This window comes from Streptomyces sp. NPDC046203 (genome assembly GCF_040646255.1).
GTDB lineage: Bacteria > Actinomycetota > Actinomycetes > Streptomycetales > Streptomycetaceae > Streptomyces.
In genome coordinates, this window is the sequence record NZ_JBEYZX010000002.1 from 206,077 (window position 1) to 220,606 (window position 14,530).

General features: G+C 72.6%; 11 protein-coding genes. 1 reads left to right on the forward strand and 10 read right to left on the reverse strand.

The annotated features are described in order from the left end of the window. Window positions 1-98: 98 nt before the first annotated feature. The 8 genes from ABZ990_RS02650 to ABZ990_RS02685 all read right to left on the reverse strand — a co-directional run bounded on the left by ABZ990_RS02650 (window position 99) and on the right by ABZ990_RS02685 (window position 10,140). Window positions 99-467 (reverse strand): NTP pyrophosphohydrolase, encoded by a 369-nt coding sequence (locus tag ABZ990_RS02650; RefSeq protein WP_361224109.1) that lies wholly within the window; start codon window positions 465-467, stop codon window positions 99-101. Between the two features lie 44 nt (window positions 468-511). Further along, window positions 512-1,588 carry an LCP family protein gene (locus tag ABZ990_RS02655; RefSeq protein WP_361224445.1) on the reverse strand — a complete coding sequence of 359 codons (1,077 nt, stop codon included), beginning with the start codon at window positions 1,586-1,588 and terminating at the stop codon, window positions 512-514. A gap of 380 nt (window positions 1,589-1,968) precedes the next feature. Beyond that, a complete protein-coding gene (locus ABZ990_RS02660; RefSeq protein WP_361224112.1) occupies window positions 1,969-4,107 on the reverse strand; it encodes a 3-hydroxyacyl-CoA dehydrogenase NAD-binding domain-containing protein in 2,139 nt (712 codons plus the stop codon). After that, window positions 4,104-5,330 (reverse strand): acetyl-CoA C-acyltransferase, encoded by a 1,227-nt coding sequence (locus ABZ990_RS02665; RefSeq protein WP_361224114.1) that lies wholly within the window; start codon window positions 5,328-5,330, stop codon window positions 4,104-4,106. Before ABZ990_RS02665 ends, ABZ990_RS02660 begins: the two co-directional genes overlap by 4 nt. 93 nt (window positions 5,331-5,423) lie before the next feature. Further along, the gene (locus ABZ990_RS02670; protein ID WP_361224117.1) at window positions 5,424-6,248 is read right to left on the reverse strand and encodes a ferritin-like domain-containing protein; all 825 of its coding nucleotides are present in this window, start codon (window positions 6,246-6,248) and stop codon (window positions 5,424-5,426) included. 294 nt (window positions 6,249-6,542) lie between these two features. Further along, on the reverse strand, window positions 6,543-7,826 hold the full coding sequence (locus tag ABZ990_RS02675; RefSeq protein ID WP_361224120.1) for a ribonuclease D: 1,284 nt from the start codon (window positions 7,824-7,826) through the stop codon (window positions 6,543-6,545). A 145-nt stretch (window positions 7,827-7,971) separates the two neighbouring features. Continuing rightward, entirely contained in the window at window positions 7,972-8,637 is a 666-nt protein-coding gene (locus ABZ990_RS02680) for a response regulator transcription factor (RefSeq protein WP_015037008.1), read from the reverse strand. A gap of 885 nt (window positions 8,638-9,522) precedes the next feature. After that, window positions 9,523-10,140, reverse strand: a complete 618-nt coding sequence (locus ABZ990_RS02685) for a DUF3000 domain-containing protein (protein ID WP_361224123.1) — start codon at window positions 10,138-10,140, stop codon at window positions 9,523-9,525. 406 nt (window positions 10,141-10,546) lie between these two features. Between ABZ990_RS02685 and hemE the strand changes: the two genes are divergently transcribed. After that, window positions 10,547-11,617 carry a uroporphyrinogen decarboxylase gene (gene hemE, locus ABZ990_RS02690; RefSeq protein WP_361224448.1) on the forward strand — a complete coding sequence of 357 codons (1,071 nt, stop codon included), beginning with the start codon at window positions 10,547-10,549 and terminating at the stop codon, window positions 11,615-11,617. Between the two features lie 152 nt (window positions 11,618-11,769). On the opposite strand, the gene ABZ990_RS02695 is transcribed toward hemE, so the two are convergent. Both ABZ990_RS02695 and ABZ990_RS02700 read right to left on the reverse strand, forming a co-directional pair. Beyond that, window positions 11,770-13,143: an FAD-dependent oxidoreductase gene (locus ABZ990_RS02695; protein ID WP_361224126.1), complete on the reverse strand. Its 1,374-nt coding sequence runs from the start codon at window positions 13,141-13,143 to the stop codon at window positions 11,770-11,772. A gap of 4 nt (window positions 13,144-13,147) precedes the next feature. Continuing rightward, window positions 13,148-14,386, reverse strand: a complete 1,239-nt coding sequence (locus tag ABZ990_RS02700) for a DUF4349 domain-containing protein (protein ID WP_361224129.1) — start codon at window positions 14,384-14,386, stop codon at window positions 13,148-13,150. Between the last annotated feature and the right edge of the window lie 144 nt (window positions 14,387-14,530).

A 14,530-nucleotide genomic window follows, 5' to 3' on the forward strand; every position in this document is an offset into this window, starting at 1 on the left:
CCACTCGGGCAGGATGTCTTCCCCGCACACGCGGGGATGCCCCCGAGGCCGGAGCCGGTGAGCCCGCATCGGGGACCTCCCCCGCCCCCGTGGGGACCTCACCTCAGCGCCCTCGGCCCCACGCACCGCGCCCCCCACTCCTCCACCCTCCGGCGCAGCTCCCGGTCCGCCGTGACCACCACACACGGGCGGCCGGCCGCCGCCTGGGCCAGGTCCGTGATCAGGTCGTCGCCGCCGGCCGGGGCCTCCTCGACGCGGACGCCCGGGACCGAGGTGACGCCCCGGGCCCGGCCCTCCACCACGAGGACGATCTCGTACGGGCCCGGGTACGGGCCGTCCGCCGGGCCGCCGCGGGCCGCGAGGCGGTCGCGGAGCCGTTCGGCGGCTCCGCGGCGGTCCTTCCACCAGCCGTCGGGCACGGAGCCCACCACGTTGGCGCCGTCCACGACCAGGAGAGGGAGAGTCATGCCCCCAGCATGACAGCGGCGGCGAAGGCGGACATCACAGCGGGTCAGCCGCCGGTGGCCGGGGACTTCTTCGCCGACTCCGGGATGTCGGTGTCCTCGCGGATCGCCGTCCAGAGCCGGGAGGCGTTCGGCTCGTGGGCGACGACGCGGTTCGGGTCCGTCTTGTCGTACGCGACCGGGAGCATGATCGTCTCCATGTTCGTCGGGTCGACGCCGTTCAGGCTGCGGGCGTAGTCGCCGAGCGAAGTCAGCGAGGCGAGGCCGGAGTCGGTGGTGAGCGCCTCGGTCGCCGAGTTCGCGATCTTGTACGTCTTGGTGGGGCTGCCGAGCAGGTCCTGCCGCTTCACCTCGGCGAGCAGCGCCGTGAGGAACTTCTGCTGGTTGCCGATGCGGCCCAGGTCGCTGCCGTCCCCGATGCCGTAGCGGGTACGGGCGAACGCGAGGGCCTGGGTGCCGTCCAAGTGCTGGGCGCCCGCCGCGAGTTCGAGGCCCGAGTGCTTGTCGCTGATGGCCTTGTCGATGTCGATGGTCACGCCGCCGATCACGTCGACCAGGTCCTTGAAGCCGGCGAAGTCGATCTCCATGTAGTGGTCGAGCCGGATGCGGGACATCTTCTCGACGGTCTTGACGACGCACGCCGGACCGAACTGCGCGTAGACCGAGTTGAACATGACCTGGCGGGCCTCGGGAGCCTCGGACCCGTCGCGGCGCTTGCACTCCGGCCGGGTGATCAGGGTGTCGCGCGGGATGCTCACGGCGACGGCCCCCGACCGGCCCTCGGGTACGTGGATGACGAGCGCCGTGTCCGAACGCGCCCCGCTGACCGCCGCCTTGTCGAGCGCCGCGTTGTCCCCGGCGCGCGAGTCGGAGCCGAGCACCAGCAGGTTCTGACCGGTCGAGGGCACCTTCTCCGGCCGGTTGACGCCGAGTTCCTTGTCCAGGTCGACGGCCTTGATGTTCGAGTCGAGGCTGGAGTAGAGCCAGTACAGCCAGCCTCCCGTGGCGAGGACGAGCACCAGCAGCGTCAGCAGGATGATGCGACCGGTCCGGCGTTTCTTGGGGCGCCTGCCCGCGTTCCGCCGCTCGGCGCGCGTACCCGGCTCCATGACGTCGTGGCTCATCCTGCTCAAGTCCGTTGATTCCCTTGGTCTCATGCCCCGGACCGGATCAAGTCGGATCGGATCGGAACGAGGTGGGTGTGCGGAGGGGGACCAGGGTGGGGCCGGTCCGTTCAAGTGGAGGGAAGGATCCGCACTATAGAGGGATTTTCGAATCTCATAGGAATGATCGAGTGGTCCGGTTGTCCGGATACCGGCCCAGCACGTCGCAGGGGGAGCAGCACGCCACATCGGTCCTTCCGAACCGACAACGCGGCATATGACGGATGCCCGCCCCTCACACCGTGAGGAACGGGCATCCGACTACTGCCGTACCACTACTGCCGTACGACCACTGCCGTACGCCTACTGCTGTACGGCCACCGCCGTACGACGCACGCTGCTTACGCGGGAACGCTCGCCACGCCCTGCGCCAGGAAGCGCCGGCCGACGGCACGCTCGGAGACACCCTCGCGGTCCAGGTACGGCGTGATGCCGCCCAGGTGGAAGGGCCAGCCGGCACCCGTGATCAGGCACAGGTCGATGTCCTGCGCCTCGGCGACGACACCCTCGTCCAGCATCAGGCCGATCTCCTGCGCCACCGCGTCCAGGACGCGGTCGCGGACCTGCTCCTCCGTCAGGACGACATCGCCCTGCTTCAGAAGCGCGGCGACCTCGGGGTCCAGCTCCGGCTTGAAACCGTTCTCCGGCTTGTAGACGTAGAAGCCGCGCTTGCCGGCTTCGACGACCGCCTTCAGGTTCGGGGAGACCTTGAAGCGCTCCGGGAAGGCGCGGTTCAGCGTCTCGGAGACGTGCAGACCGATCGCCGGGCCGACCAGCTCCAGGAGGACCAGCGGGGACATCGGCAGACCCAGCGGCTCGACCGCCTTCTCCGCCACGGCCACCGGGGTGCCCTCGTCGATGACGTTCTGGATCTCGCCCATGAAGCGGGTCAGGATGCGGTTCACGACGAACGCCGGGGCGTCCTTCGTCAGGACCGCGGTCTTCTTCAGCTTCTTCGCCACGCCGAAGGCGGTGGCGAGCGAGGCGTCGTCCGTCTGCTCGCCGCGCACGATCTCCAGGAGCGGCAGGATCGCGACCGGGTTGAAGAAGTGGAAGCCGACCACGCGCTCGGGGTGCTTCAGCTTCGACGCCATCTCGCTGACGGACAGCGAGGAGGTGTTGGTGGCGAGGATCGCGTGCGCCGGGGCGACCGCCTCGACCTCCGCGAACACCGTCTGCTTGACGGACATCTCCTCGAACACGGCCTCGATGATGAAGTCCGCGTCCGCGAAGCCCTCGGCCTTGTCGAGGACACCGGAGACCAGGCCCTTGAGGCGGTTGGCCTTGTCCTGGTTGATCCGGCCCTTGCCGAGCAGCTTCTCGATCTCGGCGTGGACGTAGCCGACGCCCTTGTCGACGCGCTCCTGGTCGATGTCGGTCAGGACGACCGGCACCTCGAGGCGGCGCAGGAAGAGCAGGGCCAGCTGGGAGGCCATCAGACCGGCGCCGACGACACCGACCTTGGTGACCGGGCGGGCCAGCGACTTGTCCGGCGCGCCGGCCGGGCGCTTGCCCCGCTTCTGCACCAGGTTGAAGGCGTAGATGCCGGCGCGCAGCTCGCCGCCCATGATCAGGTCCGCGAGGGCCTGGTCCTCGGCGTCGAAGCCCTTCTGGAGGTCGCCGTCCTTCGCGGCCTCCATGATGGCGAGGGCGCGGTAGGCGGCCGGGGCCGCGCCGTGCACCTTGGAGTCGGCGATCGCACGGCCCTTGGCGATGGCCGCGTCCCAGCCCTCGCCGCGGTCGATCTCCGGGCGCTCCACGGTGATCTCGCCCTTGAGGACCTGCGCGGTCCACACGAGCGAGCGCTCCAGGAAGTCGGCGCCCTCGAAGATCGCGTCGGCGATGCCGAGGTCGAAGACCTGCTTGCCCTTGAGCTGGCGGTTCTGGTTCAGCGAGTTCTCGATGACGACCGAGACGGCCTTCTCCGCGCCGATCAGGTTCGGCAGGATCGTGCAGCCGCCCCAGCCGGGGACCAGACCGAGGAAGACCTCGGGCAGCGAGAAGGCCGGCAGGGCCTTGGAGACGGTGCGGTAGGCGCAGTGCAGACCGACCTCGACACCGCCGCCCATCGCCGCGCCGTTGTAGTACGCGAAGGTCGGGACGGCCAGCGCGGAGAGGCGCTTGAAGACGTCGTGACCGCCCTTGCCGATGGCGAGCGCGTCGGAGTGCTGCTTCAGCAGCTCGACACCCTTGAGGTCGGCGCCGACGGCGAAGATGAACGGCTTGCCGGTGATGCCGACGCCGACGATCTCCCCGTTCGCGGCCTCGGCCTCGACCTGGTCGATCGCCTTGGCCAGGTTGGCCAGGGACTGCGGACCGAAGGTGGTCGGCTTGGTGTGATCGAAGCCGTTGTCCAGCGTGATCAGCGCGAACCGCCCAGCACCTGCCGGGAGTTCGAAGTGACGGACGTGGGCGGTCGTGACGACCTCGTCCGGGAAGAGCTCTGCGGCGCCCTTCAGAAGCTCGGCGGTGGTGCTCACTTGCTGCCTCCGGCGTCCTTGTGGTTCGGGTTCTCCCAGATGACCGTGGCGCCCATGCCGAAGCCGACGCACATGGTGGTGAGGCCGTAACGGACCTCGGGCTGCTCCTCGAACTGGCGGGCCAGCTGCGTCATCAGACGGACGCCGGAGGAAGCGAGCGGGTGACCGTACGCGATCGCGCCACCGTACTGGTTGACGCGGGCGTCGTCGTCGGCGATGCCGTAGTTCTCCAGGAACGCGAGCACCTGGACCGCGAAGGCCTCGTTGATCTCGAAGAGACCGATGTCCGAGATGGACAGACCGGCCTGGGCCAGCGCCTTCTCGGTGGCCGGGATCGGGCCGTAGCCCATGACCTCGGGCTCGACGCCGGCGAAGGCGTACGAGACGAGGCGCATCTTCACCGGGAGACCGTTCTCGCGGGCGAAGTCCTCGGAGGCGATGATCGAGGCGGTGGCGCCGTCGTTGAGACCGGCCGCGTTGCCCGCGGTGACGTTGCCGTGGACGCGGAACGGCGTCTTCAGGCCCGCCAGGCTCTCCATCGTGGTGCCCGGACGCATCGGCTCGTCGGCCGTGACCAGACCGAAGCCCGTCTCGCCGGCCTCGGGGGAGGTGCGGCGGACCGAGATCGGCACCAGGTCCTGCTGGATCTTGCCGTCGGCGTACGCCTTGGCGGCCTTCTCCTGCGAGCGCACGGCGTAGGCGTCGGCGCGCTCCTTGGTGATGCTCGGGTAGCGGTCGTGCAGGTTCTCGGCGGTCATGCCCATGAACAGGGCGGACTCGTCGACGAGCTTCTCCGACACGAAACGCGGGTTCGGGTCGACGCCCTCGCCCATGGGGTGGCGGCCCATGTGCTCGACACCACCGGCGATGACGGCGTCGTACGCGCCGAAGGCGATCGAACCGGCCGTCGTCGTCACGGCGGTCAGCGCGCCGGCGCACATACGGTCGATCGAGTAGCCCGGCACGGACTGCGGCAGACCGGCCAGGATTCCGGCGGTACGGCCGAGCGTCAGGCCCTGGTCGCCGATCTGCGTGGTCGCGGCGATGGCGACCTCGTCGATCTTGGCGGGGTCGAGACCGGGGTTGCGGCGCAGCAGCTCCCGGATGGCCTTGACGACGAGGTCGTCGGCGCGGGTCTCGTGGTAGATGCCCTTCGGGCCCGCCTTGCCGAACGGGGTACGGACGCCGTCGACGAAGACGACGTCCCTGACGGTACGAGGCACGATGGCTCTCCTCCAGGTGCGGGATGGCACTACAGCTGCCGGGCGCGCGGCCCGGACGCGCACCTAAGCGCGCGCTTGCCCACCCCATGCTACTTACGAGTAACCAAGCTGCCCACCCCCGGGGCCGGGAGCGGTGAAGGTCACACTTCGATCCGGCATTCGATCCGGTACCGGAAGCCGGCCGTCCATCATGGCGGCCATCGGGGCGGAGGAGCCGACGACGTCCCGGAAGAAGGCGGTACGGGAGACCCCGAGCGCGCGCAGCGCCGGACCGTGGTCGTACGCCACGACCAGCGCGGCCCCGGCCACGAGCCCCCGCCAGACGGCGGTCGTCCCGCGCCGCACCGGCCGCGGGCCGCCGCCGAGATCCGCGCGCAGCCGCCGGCAGTGGAACGGCACGTGCCGCTCCTCGTCCGCCAGGATTCTTCCCGCGACCTCCGTGACCAGCGGATCGTCCGTACCGTCGCGCAGCGCCCGGTAGTACCGCAGCGCCACTACCTCCGCGACCATCAGCACCAGCACTTCCGTCCGCAGCCCGAGTGTCCGCCGCAGCCGGACGAACGCGGCGTCCGTCCAGTGCCCGTCCAGCGTCCCGGCCCCGGCCGCCGCCAGCATGCGCGCGTGATCGCGCTCCTCGGCGATGAACAGGGCCGCCGCCTCGCCGTATCCGGGTATCCCGGCCCGCCGGGCTTTGGCCAGCAGCTGTGCGCCGTCGCCGTCCTCGCCGACCTGGAAGCGTTGGATACTGCGCACCAGCGCCGCCGGCAGCCGGGAGCCCTGCCCCCAGAGGGGGTCGCCGAGTGTGTCGCGGCGCCGCCGCTCGGCGTGGAAGGCGGCGACCCAGTCCGCGTAGTCCTCGTGGTCCACGTGGTCCTCGTGGGTCGGGCGTGTCGTGCGCGTGAGCCTCTTTTTGAGCATGTTCGAAAAAATAGGCGGCGCGAGGGGCGGTCCATAGAGCCCCGGGCCGGCGGTGACAGAACCGGGACACAGGACGTGGGACACGGGACACAGGACACAGGACTGGGAGGGCGGGGACACGTACGTCCGTGACATGCGTCCGCAGGGGTACGACGGAGGCCCCTGGCGCCGGAGCGTCAGGGGCCTCACAAGGGTTCCGCCGAGGTCCCCGCGGTACGGGGAGCCTCAGAAGTACGCGGTCGGAGCCGCGCGGCTGGACCGGGCGGTCGCGACCAGCCGGTCAGGACCAGCCGGTCAGGACTTCTCCGTCATCGCCGTCACCAGGAGCGGGGTCACCAGCTGGACCTGCCAGGCCCGCGCCCCGTACCCGCTCAGGGCCGCGGCGATCGCGTCCGGACCCGCCAGGGACGGCGGCTCCCAGCAGACCCGGCGCACGGTGTCCGGCGTGATCAGGTTCTCGGCCGGCAGGTGCAGCTCCTCGGCGAGGGCCGAGACCGCCGCGCGGGCGGAGGAGAGCCGGGCCGCCGCGGCGGGGTCCTTGTCCGCCCAGGCGCGCGGCGGGGGCGGCCCCGTCAGGGCCTGGCCGGGCTGCGGAAGCTCCGACTCCGGAAGCGCCTTGGCCCGGTCCACGGCCGCCTGCCACTGCTCCAGCTGGCGCCGGCTCATCCGCTGCCCGAAGCCGGACAGAGAGGACAGCACGTTCGCGTTCGGCGGCAGCGCGAGCGCCGCCTCGACGATCGCGGCGTCGCTCAGCACCTTGCCGGGGGAGACGTCACGCCGCTGCGCCACCCGGTCACGGGCCGTCCACAGCTCCCGTACGACCGCCATCTGGCGGCGCCGGCGCACCTTGTGCATGCCCGACGTGCGTCGCCACGGGTCCTTGCGGGGCGGCGCGGGCGGCGCCGAGGCGATGGCGGTGAACTCTTCGAGGGCCCAGCCGAGCTTGCCCTGCCGGTCCAGCTCCGCCTCCAGCCGGTCGCGCAGGTCGACCAGCAGCTCGACGTCGAGCGCCGCGTAACGCAGCCAGGGGTCGGGCAGCGGGCGCGTCGACCAGTCGACGGCCGAGTGGCCCTTCTCCAGGGCGTACCCGAGGACGGACTCGACCATCGCGCCGAGGCCGACCCGGGGGAAGCCGGCGAGCCGGCCGGCCAGCTCGGTGTCGAAGAGCCGGGAGGGGCGCATGCCTATGTCGCGGAGGCACGGCAGGTCCTGGGACGCGGCGTGCAGGATCCATTCGGTGCCGGTCAGGGCCTTGCCGAGACCGGACAGATCGGGGCAGCCCACCGGGTCGATCAGGGCGGTGCCCGCGCCTTCCCGGCGGATCTGGACGAGATAGGCGCGCTGTCCGTAGCGGTATCCCGAGGCGCGTTCGGCGTCGACGGCGACCGGCCCTCGGCCGGCGGCGAAGGCGGCGATCACGTCGTCCAGGGCGTCCTGGCTGGCGACGACGGGCGGCACGCCCTCGCGGGGTTCGAGCAGGGGAGTCGGCAGCCCGTGCGCAGGGACTTCGGCGTCCGAGGGGGCGCCCTCGGTGGTTCGAGTTGTGGTGTCACTCGCGGTGTCTTGGGCGTCGGTCACCTGTCAAGGGTATCCGTCCGTGGCAAGCGCCCATCGAGGGAACGGTCCTGAACGGCCCGGGCCGACCGGGCAGAGGGAACGTTCCGTCGACGGGCGCTCGACGGTCTTCACCTGCTGTGACGCGCTGTGGGGCGGGGGTTCGCCCTCAGTGGATGATCCCGGTGCGCAGGGCGACGGCGACCATGCCGGCCCGGTCTCCGGTGCCCAGCTTGCGGGCGATCCGGGCCAGGTGGGACTTGACGGTGAGGGCCGAAAGGCCCATCGAGACGCCGATCGCCTTGTTCGACTGGCCCTCGGCCACGAGCCGCAGCACCTCGACCTCACGGCCGGACAGCTCGCGGTAGCCGCCCGGGTGGCTCGGGGCACCCGGGGGGCGGCGGTGGCCGAGGCGGGCGGCCGCCGCGCCGATGGGGGCGGCACCGGGACGGGTGGGGTGCCCGATGTTCGTACGGGTGCCGGTGACGACGTACCCCTTGACCCCGCCCGCCAGCGCGTTGCGCACGGCGCCGATGTCGTCGGCGGCCGACAGGGCGAGGCCGTTGGGCCAGCCCGCGGCGCGGGTCTCGGACAGCAGGGTGAGCCCGCTGCCGTCGGGGAGGTGGACGTCCGCGACGCAGATGTCGCGTGGGTTGCCGACGCGGGGACGCGCCTCCGCGATGGACGACGCCTCGATGACGTCGCGTACGCCGAGCGCCCACAGGTGACGGGTGACGGTGGAACGGACGCGCGGATCGGCCACGACGACCATGGCCGTCGGCTTGTTCGGGCGGTAGGCGACCAGGCTTGCGGGCTGCTCGAGGAGAACGGACACCAAACCTCCTGGGGGGAAGGTGCGGGACGGAGACGGCTCGGGGAAGAAGCCAAGGGGCGGACCCGTGTGTGAAGGGGTCATTGACTCCTTCGGCAGCGGGGGCGTCCGCCTTTAGGGAAAGATCACGATTTGGTGAGCGACAAGGGGGGCAAATCGGACGCGTGATCGGTCATCGTACGAGCCTTGTGCCGTTCCCTGGCCCAGGCTCGCTCGAAAGTGTCCGAAAAGTGCCCCTCGGCGTGTCCTCGCCACATCTGCATCCCGGGCGTGTCGCGGGGCGTGTCCACGGGCCCGCGCTGACCCCGTCGCCGGACTCGGACCCGCGCCGGATCCCCTCGGGCCGCCCCAGCCCCGTCCGCACCCCTGTCCCGCCGCCGCTCCGGAGTCCCTCGGGCCGCCTCGGATCCCCTCGGGCCGCCTCGGATCCCCTCGGGCCGCCTCGGATCCCCTCGGGCCGCCTCGGATCCCCTCGGGCCGCCTCGGATCACCCCGGGCCACCTCGGATCGCCTCGGCCCGGCTCCTGGGCCGACTCCGTCCCGGCCCCTGTGCCCGTTCTCCGGTCCGTCCCCGCTCCGGTCCCTGTCCCCGGCCCCTGTTCCCGGCCCCTGTTCCCGGGCCCAGTCCCGGGGCTCGTCCCCAGGCACCCGCCCCGGGTCCCTGTCTTCGTTCCCGCCCCTGTCCCTGCCCACGGCCCGGCCCCCGCATGCGGGCCCGGGTGTCCCGCGCGTGTCGCGGCACGGTGCCGCCCAGGCGCGGGTCTTGCGGGCGCCGGTAGATGTCGTGCGCTACGCGGGAATCGGCGCCCCGGCCCAGAGGTCCCGACCCCGGCCCCGACCCCGGCTCGGAGGTCCCGGCCCAGCGGCCCGGCCCTGCCCGCTACCGGGTCACTGCTGCTGCGGACCCCGTCGCTGCGGCAGCGACACGACCCCCGCGCCGGACGTGGTCCCCGCGCCGGGGCCCTTCGGCGACTCCGGCGGCGACGGCGGCAGCCCCGCGACCTGGCACAGCAGATCGCACCAGGCCGCCAGGTGCGTCCCGGTGTCCGGTACCCCGCCCGCCCCCTCCCGGGGCGTCCACGAGGCGCGGATCTCGATCTGGGTCGCCGGCGCCCGCTCCGCGAGCCCGCCGAAGTAGTGCGAGCCCGCCATCGTGACGGTGCCGCTGGCCTCCTCGTACGCGAGACCGCGCGCCTCGAACGCCCCGGTCAGCCAGGACCAGCACACCTCCGGCAGCAGCGGGTCCGCCGCCATCTCCGGCTCCAGCTCCGCCCGCACCAGTGTGACCAGCCGGAACGTCCCTTTCCAGGCGTCGTGCCCGGCCGGGTCGTGCAGCAGCACCAGGCGTCCGTCGGCGAGCTCGTCCTCGCCGTCCATGACCGCCGCCTCCAGCGCGTACGCGTACGGGGCCAGCCGCTGCGGCGGCCGGGTCGGGTCGGCCTCGATCTCCGGCCGCAGCCGCACCGCGCGCAGCCCCTCGACCGCCCGCCGGAAGGCGGACGGCACCGCGTCCGGCTCGGCGGCACTACCCGAGGCGTTCCCCGACGTGCTTCCTGTCGTGCTCGCGGCCGTCTTCCCCGACGGGCTCTTCGCGGGGGTCCCGGACCCGCTCCCCGACGGGCTCCCGGACCCGCTCCCCGCAGCACTCCCCGCGGCACTTCCCGCAGCACTCTCCGTGGCGCTTCCCGAGGCAACCGGGTCCGTGGCATCCACCTTGTCGTCGCCCGCCGTCTTCCCCGTCCCCGTCTCTGTCCCTTCTGTCCCTCGAATGCCGTCGGAATGATCGGAAAAATGTCCCTGAGCCGCAGCCATGCGGGGAAGAGTAGGCGGAACGGGGCCCTCGTGCGGGGAGGGACACCCGGGCCGGGCGAGCGGCTTCTCGCCACATGCGAAGATTCTGGGCGTGAGTGCCATGGATCGCCCTACGGGCCAGCAGCAGACGAAGCACCAGCCGCAGACCTACGACTCCGCGTTCCTGAAGGCGTGCCGGCGCGAGCCGGTGCCGCATACGCCGGTCTGGTTCATGCGGCAGGCGGGGCGGTCCCTGCCCGAGTACCTGAAGGTCCGCGAGGGCATCCCCATGCTCGAGTCGTGCATGCGACCCGAGCTGGTCACCGAGATCACCCTTCAGCCGGTCCGCCGGCACAAGGTCGACGCCGCCATCTACTTCAGCGACATCGTCGTCCCCCTCAAGGCCATCGGCATCGACCTCGACATCAAGCCCGGTGTCGGCCCGGTCATCGCCGAGCCCATCCGCACCCGCGCCGACCTCGCGCGGCTGCGCGACCTCACCCCGGAAGACGTGTCGTACGTCACCGAGGCCATCGGCATGCTGACCGGCGAGCTGGGCTCCACCCCGCTCATCGGCTTCGCCGGCGCGCCGTTCACCCTCGCGAGCTACCTCGTCGAGGGCGGCCCGTCGCGCAACCACGAGCACACCAAGGCGCTCATGTACGGCGACCCGCAGCTGTGGGCCGACCTGCTGGACCGCCTCGCCGAGATCACCTCCGCCTTCCTCAAGGTGCAGATCGAGGCCGGCGCCTCCGCCGTCCAGCTCTTCGACTCCTGGGTCGGCGCGCTCGCGCCCGCCGACTACCGCCGCTCGGTGATGCCGTCCTCGGTCAAGGTCTTCGAGTCCGTCGCCGGCTACGGCGTCCCGCGCATCCACTTCGGTGTCGGTACGGGCGAGCTGCTCGGCCTCATGGGCGAGGCGGGCGCCGACGTGGTCGGCGTCGACTGGCGGGTTCCGCTCGACGAGGCCGCCCGCCGCGTCGGCCCCGGCAAGGCGCTCCAGGGCAACCTCGACCCGGCCGTCCTGTTCTCCACCCGCGAAGCCGTCGAGGCCAAGACGGACGAGGTGCTGGCCGCCGCGCAGGGCCTGGAAGGCCATGTCTTCAACCTGGGTCACGGCGTCATGCCGACCACCGACCCGGACGCCCTGACCCGGCTCGTCGACTACGTGCACACCCGCACCGCTCGCTGAACCGCCCGCTGATCCGGACCCACACCGTCCGCTGAGGCGACCGGAACCACGCCGGGGACGAGGTCCCCGGCGCGGTTCCGTGTCTTCCGGCGGTACGGATCGGGGCAGGGCCCCGGTGGTACGGCGGTACGGCCCCGCGCGGGGCCGGGGCCTCAGCCCGCCGCCCGTACCGCCGCGACGGCCTTGCGCGCCGCCACCAGGACCGGGTCCCACACCGGGGAGAACGGCGGCGCGTACCCCAGGTCCAGGGCCGTCATCCGCTCCACCGTCATTCCGGCCGTCAGCGCCACCGCCGCGATGTCCACCCGCTTCGCCGCACCCTCGCGGCCCACGATCTGCACCCCGAGCAGCCGTCCCGTCCGCCGCTCGGCCAGCATCTTCACCGTCATCGGCGCCGCCCCCGGGTAGTAGCCCGCCCGGCTCGTGGACTCGACGGTCACCGTCACGTACTGGAGCCCCACCGCCCGGGCGTCCTTCTCCCGCAGACCGGTCCGGGCGATCTCCAGGTCGCACACCTTCGACACCGCCGTGCCCACCACGCCCGGGAACGTCGCGTAGTCGCCGCCCACGTTCGAGCCGATCACCTGGCCGTGCTTGTTGGCGTGGGTGCCCAGCGGGATGTGCCGCTCCTTGCCCGACACCAGGTCCAGGACCTCCACGCAGTCACCTCCCGCCCAGACGTTCTGCTGCCCGCGCACCCGCATCGACAGATCGGTGAGCAGACCGCCGGACGTCCCCAGCGGCAGCCCCGCCGCCCGCGCGAGCGTGGTCTCCGGCGCCACACCCATGCCCAGGACGACCACGTCGGCCGGATACTCGCCGGCGGCCGTCGTCACCGCCCGGACCCGGCCGTCGTCGCCGGTCAGGATCCCGGTCACCGGCGACGAGCCGACCGTACGGATGCCCATGCCGTCCATCGCCCGGTGCACCAGACGACCCATGTCCGGGTCGAGGGTCGCCATCGGCTGCTCGCCCCGGTTGAGGACCGTCACCTCGAAGCCGTGGCCGAGCAGCGCCTCCGCCATCTCCACGCCGATGTACCCGGCGCCGACGACCACGGCCCGCCGGCCGCGCGCCCGGGACAGCGACTCGATCAGCGCCTGTCCGTCGTCCAGGGTCTGCACCCCGTGCACGCCCGGCGCGTCGATCCCGGGCAGCGCCGGCCGTTCCGGGCGGGCGCCGGTCGCGATCACCAGCTTGTCGAAGCCGGTCCACGCCTCCGCGCCCGACTCCAGGTCCACGGTCCGCACCCGCTGCCCGGGCAGATCCAGCTCGGTCACCTCGGTCCGCATCCGCAGATCGATGTCCCGCGCGCGGTGCTCCTCCGGGGCGCGCGCGATCAGCGCGTCCCGGACCGGGACGTCACCGCCGACCCAGTACGGGATCCCGCAGGCCGAGTACGAGCTGAAGTGGCCGCGCTCGAAGGCGACGATCTCCAGTTCCCCGGGCTTCCTCAGCCTGCGGGCCTGTGACGCGGCGGACATGCCTGCCGCGTCCCCGCCGATGACCACAAGGCGTTCGCTCATGGGGTCATTCTGCGGACTCCCCGCCGGAGGCGGGCGCGGAGGGCCCGGCGGAGTCGGGTGATCCGGCCACGTCGGCCACGTCGGCCACGTCGGCCACGTCGGTCACGCCGGCGGCCCCGGGCGAGCCCTTGACGGGCGTTTCCGCCCCGGGCGCTGCCTTTCCGTGCGCTTCCGCCTTGGGATCCGCCGGGGCCGGGGCCGGGGCCGGGGCCGGGGCCGGGGTCGGGGTCGGCGTCGGGGCCGGGTCCGCCGCCCTGGCCGGGCCGTGACCGGGCCAGTGCGGCAGCCCCGACCCGGCGAGCGGCGCGCCGGGAACTCCCGCCGCCGGTCCCGCGAATGCCGGACGCGGGCGGCGCCGCAGCCGGGGCCGGACCAGCCACCGCCACACCGCGTACGCGAGCGCCGCCACCCCGAGCCACGGTGCGAGGGCGGCGAGGACGACCAGGAGCCAGCCGACCGAGGCGACCAGCGCGTGCCAGCCGCCGGCCAGCGAGTCGACGATCCCGGGCCGGTCGCCGTCGTCGTCCTTCCCGGTGGCCGCGCCGGTCCGCTTCTCGCTCAGCATCAGGGTGATCGTCGCCAGGGACGTCTGGTCCTTCAGCGAGGTCTGCTGGGCGAGCAGCGCCTCCAAGTCGGCCTGACGCCTGCTGAGTTCGCCCTCCAGGGAGACCACGTCGCTCAGCCGCGTCGCCTGGTCCATCAGCTTCCGTACCCGCGCGACACTCGCCCGCTGGGTCGCGATCCGGCTCTCGACGTCCACCACCTGGTCGGTGACGTCCTTCGCGTCCGCCTTGCGCGACAACAGCTCGCCGCTGCCCGCGAGTTCGGCGAGGATCTCGTCGTAACGGTCCTCCGGGACGCGCAGCACCAACCGGGATATGGCCTGGCTCTCGTCACTGTGGCGGAGGTCGCCGTCCTCGCGCTGGGTCGTCTCCGTCTCGACCCGGCCGCCCGCCTTCGCCGCGAGCTCGCGGGCGGACGCCGCCGAGGCTTCCACGCTGCGGACCCGGACGGACAGTTCGGCGGTACGGATGATGTGCTGCCGCTCCGCCACCGGCGTACGGGACGAGGGCGCGCCCTTGCTCCCGGTCGGAGGCTTCGTCGCCGCTGCCGCCTGACCGGGGCCGGCCGCCCGGTCCGCCGCCGCTCCCTCGGCGCCCTGCGCGGGCTGGACCGCCTTCGCGTTCGCCGGGGCGTCGGAGGCATCGGAGGCGCCGCCGGACCCGGCGCAGCCGGTGAGCACCAGCGAGCCCGTCAGCAGTGCCGCCGCCGCGCCGGCCCCCGCCCGCGCCGCCGCCCGGTGCCTCTTCCGCCGCGCTTCCCGCGCACCTCGTGCGTCTCCCGTATCCCGGGCACCTCGTACATCCCCCGTGTCCCGTGCGCCTCG